8 protein-coding genes are annotated in these 14,624 nt (G+C 74.3%); 1 reads left to right on the top strand and 7 read right to left on the bottom strand.

What is annotated here, in order from left to right:
* Nucleotides 1–220 precede the first annotated feature (220 nt).
* Nucleotides 221–1,645, top strand: a complete 1,425-nt coding sequence (locus ACFXKG_RS04930; protein WP_384832410.1) for a phytoene desaturase family protein — start codon at nt 221–223, stop codon at nt 1,643–1,645.
* Nucleotides 1,646–1,687: 42 nt separating this feature from the next.
* On the opposite strand, the gene ACFXKG_RS04925 is transcribed toward ACFXKG_RS04930, so the two are convergent.
* The 7 genes from ACFXKG_RS04925 to ACFXKG_RS04895 form a co-directional block, all read right to left on the bottom strand.
* A complete protein-coding gene (locus ACFXKG_RS04925; protein WP_384832407.1) occupies nt 1,688–2,581 on the bottom strand; it encodes a peptidoglycan-binding protein in 894 nt (297 codons plus the stop codon).
* Nucleotides 2,582–2,727: 146 nt separating this feature from the next.
* Complete coding sequence (locus ACFXKG_RS04920) at nt 2,728–4,362, bottom strand: DUF6519 domain-containing protein (RefSeq protein ID WP_384832404.1); 1,635 nt, start codon at nt 4,360–4,362, stop codon at nt 2,728–2,730.
* Nucleotides 4,363–4,443: 81 nt separating this feature from the next.
* The gene (locus ACFXKG_RS04915; RefSeq protein ID WP_384832401.1) at nt 4,444–6,690 is read right to left on the bottom strand and encodes a hypothetical protein; all 2,247 of its coding nucleotides are present in this window, start codon (nt 6,688–6,690) and stop codon (nt 4,444–4,446) included.
* Nucleotides 6,687–10,679: a putative baseplate assembly protein gene (locus ACFXKG_RS04910; RefSeq protein WP_384832398.1), complete on the bottom strand. Its 3,993-nt coding sequence runs from the start codon at nt 10,677–10,679 to the stop codon at nt 6,687–6,689. The genes ACFXKG_RS04915 and ACFXKG_RS04910 overlap by 4 nt, the downstream gene beginning before the upstream one ends.
* Nucleotides 10,676–13,897, bottom strand: coding sequence for a putative baseplate assembly protein (locus ACFXKG_RS04905; protein WP_384832395.1), 3,222 nt, complete (start codon nt 13,895–13,897; stop codon nt 10,676–10,678). The genes ACFXKG_RS04910 and ACFXKG_RS04905 overlap by 4 nt, the downstream gene beginning before the upstream one ends.
* Nucleotides 13,894–14,277, bottom strand: coding sequence for a GPW/gp25 family protein (locus tag ACFXKG_RS04900; protein WP_382885768.1), 384 nt, complete (start codon nt 14,275–14,277; stop codon nt 13,894–13,896). The genes ACFXKG_RS04905 and ACFXKG_RS04900 overlap by 4 nt, the downstream gene beginning before the upstream one ends.
* The gene (locus ACFXKG_RS04895) at nt 14,274–14,621 is read right to left on the bottom strand and encodes a hypothetical protein (protein ID WP_384832392.1); all 348 of its coding nucleotides are present in this window, start codon (nt 14,619–14,621) and stop codon (nt 14,274–14,276) included. Before ACFXKG_RS04895 ends, ACFXKG_RS04900 begins: the two co-directional genes overlap by 4 nt.
* Nucleotides 14,622–14,624: the final 3 nt, after the last annotated feature.

The raw sequence follows: 14,624 nt of genomic DNA, 5'->3' as shown, positions 1-14,624 counted from the left end.
ATGAATCCCTTCGGTTCCGATGCCACGGCGGACCTCTGTATCCGGCCGGGCGTCGTGACGAAGGGTAGTGGATCGAGTGCACAAGGTGAGGGTGAACGGGGTGATGTCCTGATCCGGCTCCCGCGGTCCGCGGATCGTGCGCGGACCGTACCCGCCGTCGGGCTGTCGGTGCCCGGGAATATCCTGGAGTCCTTGCCATCGGCAGACAAAGGAGTCCGAGGTGACGTCGATGCTCGACGCCGTCGTCGTGGGGGCGGGCCCCAACGGGCTGACCGCCGCGGTCGAGTTGGCCAGGCGCGGTTTCTCCGTGGCCGTGTTCGAGGCCAAGGACACGGTGGGCGGCGGGGCCAGGACGGAGGAGCTGACGCTCCCCGGATTCCGGCACGACCCCTGTTCCGCCGTCCACCCGCTGGGGATCGGCTCGCCCGTCTTCAGGACCATGCCGCTCGACCGGTACGGCCTCGACTGGGTCCACCCGGAACTGCCCATGGCGCACCCCTTCGACGACGGAACGGCCGCCGTGCTCTCCCGCTCCGTCGCCGAGACCGCCGCCTCCTTCGGCCCGCGCGACGCCGGCGCGTACCGCCGGCTCGTCGCGCCCTACCTCGGCAAGTGGGAGACCCTGACACGGGACTTCATGTCCCTGCCGCTGACCGCGCTGCCCCGCGACCCCGTCACACTCGCCCGCTTCGGCCTCACCGGCCTGCCGCCCTCGACCTGGCTGATGCGCCGCTTCCGCGACGAGCGGGCGAAGGCCCTGTTCGCCGGGCTCGTCGCCCATGTGATCGCCCCGCTGAACGGCTTCGCGACCGGCGCCGTCGGGCTGCTCTTCGCCCTCGCCGCGCACGCCGGCGGCTGGCCCGCGGCGCGCGGCGGCTCCCAGTCGATCTCCGACGCGCTCGCCGGGTACCTCCGCGATCTGGGGGGCACGATCCACACGGGGTACGAGGTGAAGCGGCTGGACGATCTGCCGCCCGCCCGCGCCTATGTCTTCGACACCTCCCCGACCGCGCTCGCCAGGATCGCCGGCCTCGGCCGGGTCTACGACGGCTACCGGTACGGCGCGAGCACCTTCAAGATCGACTACGCCCTCGACGGACCCGTCCCGTGGACCGCCGAGGAGCCCCGCCGCGCCGGCACCGTCCAGATCGGCCCCACCAGCGGGGAGATCGGGCTCGCCCTGCGCCAGGCGTCCGGCGGCCAGGCACCCGACACCCCCTTCCTGATCACCGCCCAGCCCAGCCTCGCCGACCCCTCCCGGGCGCCCGAGGGCAAGCAGGTCTTCTGGGCGTACGGCCATGTCCCGAACGGCTGGGACGGCGACCTCACGGACGCCGTCGAGCGGCAGATCGAGCGCTTCGCGCCCGGCTTCCGGGACCGCGTCCTGGCCCGCGCCACCGCGGGCCCGCCCGAGCTGGCCGACCGTAACGCCAACTACGTGGGCGGGGACATCGCGTGCGGCGCCGCCTCGGGGCTCCAGCTCGTGCTGCGCCCCAAGATCTCCCTCTTCCCGTACGCCACCGCGCACCCCGCGGTCTTCCTCTGCTCCTCCGCGACGCCGCCGGGGCCCGGGGTGCACGGCATGTCCGGGCACAACGCGGCGAAGGCGGTGTGGCGGAGGCTGCGGTCCCAGGGCCGCGGCTGAGGCCGGCCGTACGGGACCGCAGGGCGCCGGCTCCGCGGCGGGTCAGACCTGGGGGACCTTGAGCCGGTCCCAGCTCGTCCGGCCCGGGACGCCGTCGGCGTCGCCGCCCGAGAAGCCCAGCTTGCGCTGCCACGCCGCGTACGAGGCGCGGTCGGCCTCCGACCAGTCGGGCCCGGGCCCGACCTGGTACTGCCCGCACCCCTCCGCCACCAGCCGCTTGCCCATCGCCGTGACGACCGCGCTGCGCCGCCCCACCGCGAAGAACGCCGCCCCGGGGAACGGCTCGTACGAAGCCGGAGGCTGGGCCGGAGTCGTGGCCGGCGGCTTCGACGGGACCTCGGGCTTTCCGCCGAGCCGGTTCCCGATCCGGGTGCGCATCGAGTCCATCGTGAAGCCACGCGGATCGATCTTCCCGGGCTGCCACTCCTTGTGGCCGATCACCGAACGCTGGGTCCAGCCGTGCGCACGGCAGATCGCCGCCGCGGCCTTCTCGATCGCGTCGAGCTGGGCGGCGGGCCACGGGTCCTGCCCGTTCCCCAGGTTGACGCACTCGAAGCCGTAGAAATAGCGGTTGCCGTCGGTGTTGGCCTCGTTGTCGGCGGGCAGCGCCGTCTCGTCGATCACCGCGCGCAGCACGTCGTCGTCGCCGAGACCTGCGTGGTTGGCCCGGCCGTTGCCGACCAGATGGACCGACCCGTCCTTGGCGATCACCCCGTGGCACAGCGGCCCCGGGAGTGTGGAGTGGCCGTTGTAGCACAGCTCCACGGAGCTGTCGGTGCCGGAGGTGACGGTGTGATGGATCATCACCCCGTGCATCGGCCCCCAGGCGCCCTTGTGGTTGCGGTTGTGGGTACGCCAACTGCGGTGTTCGACGACGGTCAGCCCCTCGTCACGGAGGGCTTTGAGCAGTCTGGCGGCGGTCAGTGGGGTGGCCATCGTGGTGCTCCTTCACGGCTGTTCCGGTGTGCGGTTGCTGCTGCGTCGGCTGCTGTATCGGCTTCTGTATCTGCCGCTGCATCGGTTGGTGGTGGTGCTGGTCCGGCACGGAGGTGGGGCTCCTCGCCGGTGGCCCTCGTGCGGCGTCAGCTCCCGGACCCGTCCTCCGTGCTCCCCGGCGCCTCGGCCGAGGGCTGTGCCGCCTCCGCGGCGGCCCGTTCCGCGGCGACGGTCTCCTCCTCCGCCGCGCGCTCCGCCAGCAATTCCGCCTCGCTCGCCGCCGGCACCGGTCCGGCCAGCGGGCCGAACGCCAGCCGCAGATCGGTCACCGCGCTCTCGCTGAGCACCCAGGCCAGCGGCGCGTAGTGCGTCTCGATCCCGCGCGGGGAGCGCAGCAGCGGCCGGCGGGCCGCGTCCGTCGGCCACTCGACGTCGCCCGTGGCCGTACGCGCGGGCACGGTCCAGAAGTCACCGGAGCGATAGGTCCGGCCCGGCTCGAAGTAGACGTGCACCCCGTCCTCCAGCGGCAGCCAGCCGCCCTCCTCGATCCGCAGCGCGCCGCCGCGCAGCTTCCCGGCGCCCGGCCCGGGCCGCCCGGAGCCTCCCGTACCGCCGCCCCCGGTGTGGCGCCCGCCCGCCCGGTGATCCCAGCGCCGCAGGAACGGGTGCAGCTCCGGGCGCCGTCCCACGTGCCGCTCCGGCTCACCGGAGAGCCGTACGCGCCGTCCCGGCAGGTCGAGTTCCTCCACCCGCAGCAGCGGCAGCGGCTCGCCCCGGCCGATGGCCCCGGTGTCGGTGAAGTCGACCAGGTCACCGACGTTCAGGTCGAGCTTGTCGTCGCTGCCGAGGGAGGCCAGCTCCACCCACGTACCGTCGAGTTCGTCCACGGCGAAGGTCACGGAGCCGTTCTCCCGCGACCACTTGTACGTCGCCTCCTTCGCCGTGCCGCCCTCGTGGATCTCCACGCGGTACATCTGGTTCTCCGGCCCCCGGTACCGGGCGTCGGGCCGCACCAGGCACGGCTCGTCGTCCGCGTGCTCCGGCCGCCGGCTGCGCGCCGCCATCCGGGCCGTCGGCTCCTGCGCCGCCACCCAGCGGGTGAACGCCTCCCGCACCTGGTCCTGGTTCTGCGGCGAACCGTCGGCCGTCTCCAGCTCCAGCGCCGCGCCGGGCAGTGGCAGCACCTGCCAGACGACCTTGAGCCGGGCCGCCGTGTCCGGCATCGCGGAGCCCAGCGCCACCTCCCGCAGCAGCGGATCCTCGGCCGCCGTGACCGAGCGCTCCCACACCTTCAGGTAGGCCAGATAGGGGAATTGGGTGGGCAGCCGGTCGCCGGGGCGCTCCGGGTCCCGGTACGCGTCCGGCTGGTCCCAGTACGTCCAGCCGGCCGGCGGCTCCGGCGCGGCGGGCGCCGGGGCTCCTTCGCCGTCCTGGCCCCCGTCACCCTCCTCGGCGGTCCGGACCTCGTCGTCCGGGACCGGGACGCCGGGCGCGGGCCGGTCCGCGTCCAGCAGGATGCCGTCCACGTAGTAACGGCCGCCGCCGATGGTCAGATCGTCCAGCTCCCGGTTGCCCGGCACGAAGCCCACCGCGAAGCCGGTGGCGTCGCGCGGCCCGCCGTGCCGCCCGATCAGGTCGGCGGCGACGGTACGGGCCCGGGCGAGCTGGATCGCGGCCTGCTCGTTGGCGTCCGCGTCGAGCTGGACTCGGCCCTGCTGCGCGAGCACGGCCGAGTAGTGCCGCTCGGGCCGGAAGGTGTCGCGGGAGATGTCTGCGTGCATGGGAAGGGGTCCCCCTCGGAAGTTCGGTGGGTCATGAGGCGTCGGGCGTCGGGCATCAGGCTCGGTCGTCAGACGTCGGTGTCAGGTGACGTGGAAGATGCCGGCGTCCGTACCGGCCGGGGTGTACTCGGCGAGCCGGGCCCGCAGGCTGTCCAGGCGCTGCGGCTGGTAGAGGTCGTGGAAGGCGCCCATCTCGGAGCCGTCGTCCGCGCCCCGCGTGATCTCCTCGGCACACCCGGCCGCGAGCTGCCCGTACGCGGGCGTCCCGTACCGTTCGCTCGTGAACAGCGGCCGTACGAGCTGCGCGTTCTCCCGGCCTGCCAGATCCGGCTGGCAGCGGTGGCGCCGGGGGGTGCGCGAGCCGGGCGGCACGTACGAGAACCGCAGGCAGCCGATGCCCCGCCGGGCCACCCGGACCACCCCCGTGAAGAGGCTGTTCTCGGCGGTCTCCACCGCGTGCGTGTGGATCTCGCCGATCACCGTGGTGCGGTACGCGTGCAGCACGGCGTGGGCGTGGCGGCAGTCCGGCGCGGACAGGGCGGCCCGGTCGTGACCGGTGGCGTCGAGGACGCTGTCGCGGATGTGGAGCGGCAGCGGGTCGTGCCGTACCTCGTCACCGATCACCTCGATGGTGCCGAGGACGCTCCGCTCGATCGCCACACACGCGGTGGTGCGGTCCAGCACCAGGCTCGGCTCCTCGGGGGAGTGCGGCTCGCAGTGCGGCTCCAGCGACCAGCCGGGTACGAGCGTGCAGTGGCGCAGGACGAGCGCGCCGAGGGGCCCGGAGACATGGAGACCGCGCCCGGTGATCAGCAGGCCGTCCAGCACGAGCCGCGGCGCCGCGGGCCGCGCCGCGTCCGCGGGGGTTCCTCTCCGTTCCCCGCCCGAGTCGATGTCGCTGTTGCCTTCGCCGTCACCCTCCGGTTCCTCCCCGTCCCCCGTGGCACGGATGTTGAGCGCGTCGGGCCGGTTGCTGTACCAGTCCAGCAGCCGGATCACCGGCCGGGCGCCCTCGGCCGCCCGCACCTCCAGGCGGTCGCCGGGGTCCAGCTCGAAGTCCAACTGCTCCTGGTACGCGCCGCTGTGCGTGATCTCGATGACCCCGTCGGGGCCGCACCGCCCGCCGCGCCGGTCGTCCCGCCACGCGCCGTACGCGTCCATGATCCGCTGATACCGGCGTCCCGGGCCGACCTGGTACACCGCCGCCGTCACCGGCGTCTCCCGGTCCCGGGGATACTCGCCGCCGCCCATGTCGTCGGAGAACGCGGTGTGATAGCTGACCCAGACGCCCTGGCGCGGCGCGGAGCGCGCCCCGAACGCGATCCGGCCGAGCACCGGGTCGACGGCCACCTGCCCGCGCGCCGGGCGGTAACGCCAGTCGGTCAGGTCCGCCACGACGAGGTCCGACAGCGGCACCGGCTCCTTCCGCCCGTCGCGCCGGATGGTGAAACTCTTCCCGGGGCCGTAGTAGTCCAGGAGCCGGTCGGCGAGCTGCCTGCGGCGGATGTACGCGGGCACGTGGTCGACCGTCGCGGCATGGGCGGGCGACGGCTCGGGTACCGGCCTGGTCACCAGCGGTGTGTCGTTGCCGAGGATCGAGAACGTGTAGAGGTTACGGGCCCGGTCCACGCAGTACGCGGGCGCGCCCGTCACATGGTGCGGTTTGAGCCGCCATACGAACAGCCCCACCCCGGCAGGGGAGTTGCCGCCCTGGCGGCGCTCCGATCCGGCCCGCCGGACCTCCGCCGTCCGCGCCACCGTGCCGAAGGGACCGCCCGCCAGATCGAGGGCGGCGCCGTCCCGTACGTCCGCGAGCCTGCCGCGCTCCAGGCGGCGGGCGTCCACCGCGGCGGTCGCCGCCCCGTACAGCTTGACGGGCTGGTGGTGCGAGACGAGCCGGGAGAGCTCCACCGCACGGGAGGGCCGGCCGGCCACCCCTTCGGCCAGTTCCTCCAGCAGGGCGAGCGTGCCCTTGCGCCGCCGGTTGGCGACGGTCGCGGCGACATCGCGGCGCGGTGCCAGCGCCTCCGCGAGCCGCTCCCGCGCCTCCACCGCGTCCGCGCCCTCCGCGCCGAGTCCGCGCGCCTGTACGCGCTCGAACCCCGGCAGCGCGGTGTAACCGACCAGGTCACCGAGGTACGGCAGCACCCAGGGCGCCGCGGTCTCCACGAACCGATCCTCGTACCCCTGCTCGACCCCGTCCCGTACCCGGTCCACCTGCTCGGCGATCACCGCGAGCAGGGCGCGCAGCGGCTCGCCGTCCTCGGCGTCGCGCAGCCGGTGCCACTGCGGGAGGAGCTCCGCGAGCCCGTCCGGTTCCCTGCTCATGCGGTGACCTCCGTCAGGATCAGTGTGTCCGCGACCTCCGGTGTCAGCAGGGCGAGCTGGGCCGGCCTGATGCCCCGGAAGACACACACCACCCGCCCCTTCTCCAGCGGCCGGGTATCGGTGATGTCCGGGTTCAGACGCAGCAGTCGGTCCAGTGACAGGCCGTACCGCGCGGCGATCAGGGTGAGCGTCTCGCCGTCCGCGGCGGTGACCTGGTGGGTGTCCACGTCGTACGTGGCGAGCCGCGCCGGGACCGAGGCGCGCGGGCGCGTGAGGCCGTCCGCGAGCCCGGACAGCCCGTCGGCGGTGACCGACGCCGGCAGCCCGGTGAAGACATCGACATCCACGTACTCCACACCGGGCACCCGGTGGGCGGTCGCCAGGACCTCGGAGAGATGGACGGGACGGCCCAACTCCCCTCGCCCGCTGCCGAACGCGTACAGCAGCGCCTGCCGCAGCCGCGGCTCGACCACGGTCCAGGTGTGGTCGGGGGCCACCTTCACCCGTGCCGCCAGCAGCAACAGCACCAGCTCGCGCACGTCGACCCGGACCGGGAGGCGCGCGTCGCCGTACCGCGCGAGCGAGGAGCGCAGCGCGCGCAGCACCTCGGAGTCCTCGGCGATCGCGATGTCGTCGGTCCCCGCGACCGTCAGGTGGAGCACGCGCCGCCGCCCGTCGAAGATCTCGCGCGCCGCCGCCCGGCCGATCCCCGCCCGCGAACGGGCGAAGTCCTCGTAGTCCCGGAGGGAGACGAGCCGGTCGAGCGCGGAGACCGCGAGGGGGACGGTGCGCCGGGTGAGCCCGGGCCCGTCGCCGTCCGCGCCCCCCGTCGCGGCCAGTGGATTGGTCACGGCGGTGACGCCCAGCGGCCGGGTGATCGCCTGGGTGACGCGGTGCGCGGGCACGTTGGCCGCCCGGCCGGTGCCGAAGCGGTAGCGGGCCCGTACGTTCTCGTGCCCGGTGGGCAGCCGGGCGCCGATCACCCCGTCGCCGAAGGTCACCGTCGGGCGCCCGTCCGTGTCCGTCCCCGACACGTACACCCTGTCCCGCGGCCCGTGTCCGGCCAGGCTGTCCACCTCGTGCCAGCGCAGTCCGTCGACGCGCACCTCCAGGGTCGGGACGGCGCCCAGCGGATTGTCCGCGGGCAGCCAGGTCAGCGGCGACTGCCAGAGGGTGAACGTCTGGTTGACCCGCTCCGCGTCGCCGTTGCCGATGGGCTCGTCGCGGCTCTCCCCGCGCGTCGCCGGCACCACGTTCCCCTGCACCCGCACCGTGTCACGGCGGTAGCGGTGGGCCAGACCGGCGGTGAGCGTCAGCGTCGTACGGACGTGGTCGCCGGGCAGCAGCGGGTCGAGACGCTGCTCCACCGCGGCGATCACCGCCAGTTCCGTGCCGCGCACCCCGGTCGTGCCGGGGATGTCGGTGCGCTCCCCGGACACGACGAGATGGCGGCCGGCGGTCAACCCGTCGTAGAGGGCGTCGAGTTCCAGCTCGTTGCCGTGGACGTCCGCGCCCAGCGGCTCGTCCGCGAGGCGCAGCGGCTCGCCGCCCGCGTGCACGACGGTGTCCCGGATCGTGGAGAGCAGCACGTCGTGCGCGTCGAGCCACGGGTCCGCGAGGGTCAGCTCGGTGCCCCGTCCCGTGATGCCGTAGTCGGTGTACGCGGCGGTGCGCACCGCGGTGACCCTGGTCCTCACGGACGCGAGCTTCGGATCGCCCGGGATCCCGTCCGGGCCGGTGGCGCCCTTGCGGGGCCGCTCGATCGCGACCCAGCTCCCGACCGTAACGCCGTCCTGCACGGAGTCGAGCGCCAGGACATGGCGGCGGGGCCGCTCGGGCACGGTCGCGATCCCGATCTCGACATTCGCCGGTTCGCTGCCGGACGCGTAGCGGACGGTCAACTCGTAGCCCTCGTGGGCTTCTTGGCGGCGCTCGCCGGGTGCCAGCGACCACTCCTTCGACTCGGCGCCCCGGACGGTGATCCGGACGCGGCCGTCGTCGCCGGGGAGGGAGACGAAGAGGGTCCTCTCGGGGAGGCCGGGCAGCAACTGGGCCGTCACACCCGGCTGTTCGGGCTCGGCGCGGTCGCCGTCCCCGCTGCCGCCGCTCTCGTTTCCGACGTCCCCGCTGCCGCTCGGCGCGGGGCGGGTGGTCAGGACGACCTGGCCGGGGCCGAGGCCGAAGGTCTTCGCGGCGGGCAGCGGCTCCGACGTCTGTACGGACGAGCCGTACTCCGTGTGCTGGAACTCGGCCCGCACCGCCACCTTGCCCGCCGTGTCGTACACGACCCGTACGGTGGTCAGCGCGGAGCCGGTGAGCGGCCAGTCCGTCTGGCGGATGACCCGGCCGCGCTCGTCCTGTACGGGCTGGAGCGGGGCGGTCGCCCCGAAGGGAGCCGCGGTCACCCGCATCGCCTGGAGCTCGCGCAGCAGCGGGACGGCGGACCCGGCGGCGGCCGCCGGAGCGGCGTTGCGCCAGGCCGCGTACAGGCTGTCCGACACCCGCGGGTCGAGCGCGGCCAGCAGCCGGGCGCCGAGGTCCGAGCCGGGTGCGAGGAGCCCGCCGGGGGCGCCCGACGGCGCCCCGTGGCCGGCGGGCGGCCGCGCGCCACGGGTGCGCAGCGCGGGGAGTACGGCGCCGAGCGCCCGCAGGGCGGCACCGGCGGTGGTGCCGGTCACGCCGACGGGTGCCCCGGGCTGGCCGGGCGTGCTCCGGAGCGCGGACCCCTCCGGTGGAAGGGGCTGGTCGGGTTGCTCGGGCTGGGAGGTCCCCAGCTCGGCGGCCCGCTCGGCCAGTTCGCCGATCACGGCGGCCAACTGCTCGAACCAGGCGGCGACATCCTCGTGGGCGGCGGCCACGGCCGCCGCCTCGGCCATGCGTTCGCGCGGACCGGCGAGCCGCCGTGCGAGCCCCGCCGGCGTGGTGATCCCGTCGAGATCCGCGCGCAGCGGCGCCAGCACCTGATCGTCGAAGACCGAGATGATCATGCTGACGGGACGCGGGTTGGGGTTGTCGGGGGCCGGGTCGCCCTCCTCGGTCGCCCGGTCGTCCTCGGTGATCCACTCGCGTACCTCCGCGACCAGCTCGGCGAGGGACGGCGGCGGGGACTGCGGCAGCCCGATCGCCGTCACGTCGTCCTCGCGGTCGAGGCGGACGCGCGCGACCGGCAGCAACAGCGGCTGACCACCTTGCCCGTTGCCGTTGCCGTTGCCGTTTCCGTTGACCTCACCCGAGCCCGAGCCCGAGCCCGAGCCCGAGCCCGAGCCCGAGCCCGAGCCCGAGCCCGAGCCTGAACCGGAGCCCGAGCCCGCCGCCGTACCGAAGACGAAGAGCAGCTTGTCCCCGGTCCGGAGCGACGTGTCGGTTCCCGCGACCTGGATCTCGGACCGCTTGCGCAGATCCTCCACGGTGAGCAGCGCGGGCCGGCGACGGCGTACCGCCAGCTCGTTCCAGGCGGCGCGGGCGGTGAGGTCCGCGCTGGTCTCGAACGCCTGCGACTCCTCGTCCGCGGTGGCGGGCACACTGTTGGCGCGCGCCCCGCAGGGGATCAGCACCGGCAGGTCCTCGGCGCGCGGATCGCGGTCCAGTGTGTACGCCAGGTGGGTGTCGGCGGCGATGCCCGGCCGAGGCCGGTGGCCGACCAGCCGGCCGAGGAGTGCCAGCGAGCGGTGTTCGTTCGCCGTCCGCAGGTACCCCTCGTCGGCCGCCCGCTCGGTGTGGAACGTGAGCAGGTCGCCGACGACCGCCGAGGCGTCCAGCAGCCCGATCGCCGGGTCGTCCGGCGTCCGGACGGTCAGCCCGCGCAGCGCCGGGTAGGCGGGGGAGGCGAGCCGGTCGAGCAGGGCCGCGAGGAACGAACCGTACGTACCGACGCGGTAGTCGAGTGCCGTGCGGCCCGGCGGGTTGTACAGCGCTTCGGGCGCCCGCCGCTCGTCGTGACCGCCGCATCCGCAGCCGCATCCGCTGCCGGTTCCGGTGCTGCCGGTCATCGCGCACCTCCGCCGAGCTCGATCGACAGCCGGCCGTTCTCGGGCCGGTCGGGGTCGTTGTCGCAACGCGCGATCTCCAGCGGTCCGAGCCGCAGCACGCCGTCCTCCAGTGCGGTGTCATCGAGGGGATCCCCGTGGAACAGCCTGCGCAGCCGGGTCACCCGGACGCTCTCCACGCCCGGTACGCCCGCCGCCAGGGCGACCAGCCGGCTCAGCCGGACGGGTTCGCCGAAGGTGAGCGCGTCGGGGTGGAAGAAGCCGAGTCCGCCGCCCGGCAGCCGTCCGCCGCCCAGCACCCGGTACAGCTCGGCCAGGATCTGCCCGTGCTGGTGGCCGGGGGCGGCGCACACCACGAGCCGGACGTCCAGCGGCACGGTACGGGCGGGCCCCACCACCAGGTCGTGGCCGATCCGGCGGTACCGCTCCAGCGCGTACGACACGGAGTCGAGCAGCTCGGCGGAGGGCTCGTCGGTTCCCAGTGCGTCGACGGCGACATGCGCCTCCCGCACACTCCCGGTCCACCGGATCTCCGCCGCCGCGCGCCGCACCCCGGGCAGGGCGGCGGCGAGCTCCGCGTAGTCCTCGGCGGTGACCGCGCGCAGCCGCCGGCGCTTCAGATCGAGCGGCGCCAACTGGCGTACCTGGTCAACGGGTTCGGGATCCGTGCCGCCGACGGCGGGCAGCGGGTTGCGTACCCGGCGCACCGCGGCCGCCGCCCCGGCGCCCGATGTCTCCGGCGCGTCCGGATCGCGGTACAGCACCAGGTGGCCGATGGCCTCGGCGCCGACATTGCCCGCCGTTCCACCGCCGATCCGGTAGCGGGGCTCCAGCCGGGCGCCCGGCCGGGGCCGCGCCCCGTACCGCCCGTCGCCGAAGCGCAGCGCGATCCGCCCGTCGTCCTCCAGCTCGCCGACGAAGTGCCGGTCCCGTGGCCCGCTGCCGAGCAGATCCCGCCGCGGGGCCCAGAACGCGTCGCCGTCCCGCACCCGCACCGCGGGCAGCGCGGCGCGCGGATCCTGGACGACGGCGGTGGCGGGACCGTGCAGCACCGGATCGTCCGGGTCGAGACCGGCCGCGTACTCCGGGCCCCAACTGTGCTCGATCTCCCAGGCGATGGAGCTGTCGAGCACCGCGCCCGCGCGGGCCCGCGCGCTCAGCACCTCGATCCTGCGCAGCTTCGCGGCCAGCAGCCGCTCACTGCGGTGCAGCAACTCCCGCAGCGCGGACACCGGATGGCGGCGCAGCTCGAATCGATCCAGCACCCGCAGCCCGAACAGCACGGTCAGTTCCCGGACTTCCTCGGCCGAGAGCCCGTCGTGGTCCCGGGCGCTGCGCCACAGCTCCACGAGCCGCCGCCGTACCCGGCCCGGTATCGCCGCGAGCCGGTCGGCCTGCCCTGCCGAGACATGGCGGGCCTCCGGGAACGGTACGGACTGGACCACGGGGGAGTGGTGCAGCACCGGCCGGAAGCGCGGCGCGATCCCCGGGTAGGTGACCTGGGCCAGCAGCGCCGCCAGCGCCTCGGCCTGCGCGTACGCGGTGCCGGGGACGACCTTCTCGCGCTTGCGGCCCGCCTGCTCCAGCCCGATGCCGACGCGTTCCGTGGCCTCGTCGCCGACGACGGTGAACAGCTCCCGCACCTGGCGCGGCGTGAGCGCGCTCCCGCAACCCGTCCGGTCGATAAGGGAGTTGAGCAGCGCGGCGGGTGCGTTGCCCTGGCCTGGCTCCCAGCAGCCGAAGCCGGCGGGCGTGCACGACCCGAGGACGGCGGGCGCCGGCGGCACGACCACCGTCTCCCCCGTAACGCCCCGGTCGAAGGCCGGCGACCGGCCGTGGTCGACGAGCACGACATTGCCGCGCGCCACACTCACGTCCTCGACCGGCGCACACCGCGGTCCGCCGAGGGTGGAGAGACGGACGGGGAACGCGAGCGCGTCCCGCGGCGCCCAGGTCACCTCCAGCACGGGCTGATCCGCCAGCCGGTCGACGGCCGGGGTGACGGACAGGAGGCGTACGGCCTGCCGGTGCGCCGGGTCCGCGTCACCGGGGGTGCCGGTGCGGGCGCCCCGTACTTCCTCGATCAGCAGCAGGTCGCCCGGCGACAGATCCAGCGCACGGGCCGAGCACTCCTCGTCCGTCCACGCGTCCCGCAGTGTCGCCGAGACGGCGCCCCGGGGCAGCGAACACACCTCGCCGCCCCAGGTCCAGAAGCGGATGGTGTTGTGTTCCGGCCGCAGCACCAGCGGCGCCCGCGGCCCCGACGGACCCTCCGGGACGACCGGCTCGAAGACCTCCACCGACCCGCCCTCGTCCAGCGCGGCCAGCTCCCGGTCGTCGAGGACGGTGCCGGTCTCGGGCCGGTCGCGCGGCCCCAGCCTCCGTACGTCGACGGCGGCGAAGCGGAACGTACCCGGTGCCAGGCTCAGTCGGCGCCCGGTCTCGACGGTCACGAACGCGCGGGCGTTGACCCCGTCGTGCATCGGATAGTCGATGAGCCGTACGTGCCGGCGCACCGACACCCGGCGCCGGGCCGTGTCGAGATACGCCTCCGTCGCCACCGCGTCCTGCTGGTAGCTGATCAAATCAGCGGTATGGGCCAGGAGTTCGACCAGTGTGGTGCCGAGATCGGCGGCGTTGCGCTCGACCCAGCCCGGCGTGGTGAGCGCCAGCCGGTCCAGGATCACCTTGCGGACCGAGTCGTAGTCGCGCGCCACGTAGTCGATGACCGGCGCAGTGTGGACGACGGGCACGGTGCCGACGACGGGCGCCGTGCCGCCATGGGGCCCCTCGTCGACGCAGTCGAAGGGGGTGGGACCACCGGCCCGGAAGTCGAACCCGGCCGAGTGGTACCGCTGGTCGAAGCCGGGGAACGGCTCCGTACCCGGCCGTCCGTACGGGTCCTTCTCGACGAGGGAGAGCCGGTAGCGGGACGTGTCACCGGTCCGGTCGAGCGTGACGAACAGCCGGTCGTCGAGCTCCGGGTCCTCCTCACGCTCGACGGAGACGTCCACGGCCTCGATCCCGGTGATCCGCCGGCCGCCGTCGATCCGTACGTTCTCCGGGCACAGCCCGTGCGGAGCCTTCCCGAGAAAGGTGACGGTGAGCGTCAGCCCGTCGTCGCCGACCTCGACCGCGTCCACACCGCCGAGCCGCGCGGCCCGCACCCGCGCGCGCCGCCCGTCCGTCCGGCACTCCACCTGGCCTCCGGGCCCGCTCATGCCGGACCACTCCCCTCGAACACTTCGTCGCGCCGGCTCGCGGTGGCGCGCACCACGTACCGCAGATACACCCGCACCACGTTCTCCTCGCTGACCACGTCCAGGGCCTCCACCTCGATCAGTTCACCCAGCCAGCGCTGGAGCGACGCCTGTACGGACAGCTCCAGCGCGGAGGCGAGTTCGGGGCTGTTGGGCGTGAAGACCAGATCGAGCAGCCCGCACCCGAAGTCGGGGCGCATCACGCGCTCACCGGGGCTGGTGAAGAGCAACTGCTCGATGAGGTCGCGGACATGGTCGTCGTACGCGGCGTGCCCGGTGCGCCCCCGGCGGTCGATCCGGAACGGAAAGGCGATGTCACTCCGTACGGTGCTGTTCCTCATCGCGCACACACCCCCCGCCCGGACAGCGGGGTCACGACCGGCGGCCCTTGCGGCACGAGCGCGGCGCTGAGGCAGAGCGCCGAGGTGGTGTCCAGCAGCACCGGTGAACCGTCGATCCGTACCGCGTCGTCGCCGGGCCCCGGCGTCCAGCGGACCGTGACACACGGATACGGCACCCGGTCGACGGTGTGCCGGCAACCGGTGACGACGAAGGTGTCGGACGGCGCGGGCACCGGCAGGCCGTCGAGCCGTACCCCGGACGCCGCACCGGCCGTGGGTACGACCCGGCCGCCGTGCGGACAACCGATGGTGAACCCGGTGTTGATGAGATTCCCGGACAACATGTC

Source organism: Streptomyces sp. NPDC059255 (assembly GCF_042752355.1).
Lineage (GTDB): Bacteria > Actinomycetota > Actinomycetes > Streptomycetales > Streptomycetaceae > Streptomyces.
The sequence above is the reverse complement of the archived record's forward strand: the minus strand, read 5'-3'. Positions and strand labels throughout refer to the sequence as shown.

Bases quoted from the DNA above. Each gene is read 5' to 3' on its own strand.
- ACFXKG_RS04925 (WP_384832407.1), bottom strand. From the start codon at position 2,581: ATGGCCACCCCACTGACCGCCGCCAGACTGCTCAAAGCCCTCCGTGAC.
- ACFXKG_RS04920 (WP_384832404.1), bottom strand. From the start codon at position 4,362: ATGCACGCAGACATCTCCCGCGACACCTTCCGGCCCGAGCGGCACTAC.
- ACFXKG_RS04915 (WP_384832401.1), bottom strand. From the start codon at position 6,690: ATGAGCAGGGAACCGGACGGGCTCGCGGAGCTCCTCCCGCAGTGGCAC.
- ACFXKG_RS04910 (WP_384832398.1), bottom strand. From the start codon at position 10,679: ATGACCGGCAGCACCGGAACCGGCAGCGGATGCGGCTGCGGATGCGGC.
- ACFXKG_RS04905 (WP_384832395.1), bottom strand. From the start codon at position 13,897: ATGAGCGGGCCCGGAGGCCAGGTGGAGTGCCGGACGGACGGGCGGCGC.
- ACFXKG_RS04900 (WP_382885768.1), bottom strand. From the start codon at position 14,277: ATGAGGAACAGCACCGTACGGAGTGACATCGCCTTTCCGTTCCGGATC.
- ACFXKG_RS04895 (WP_384832392.1), bottom strand. From the start codon at position 14,621: ATGTTGTCCGGGAATCTCATCAACACCGGGTTCACCATCGGTTGTCCG.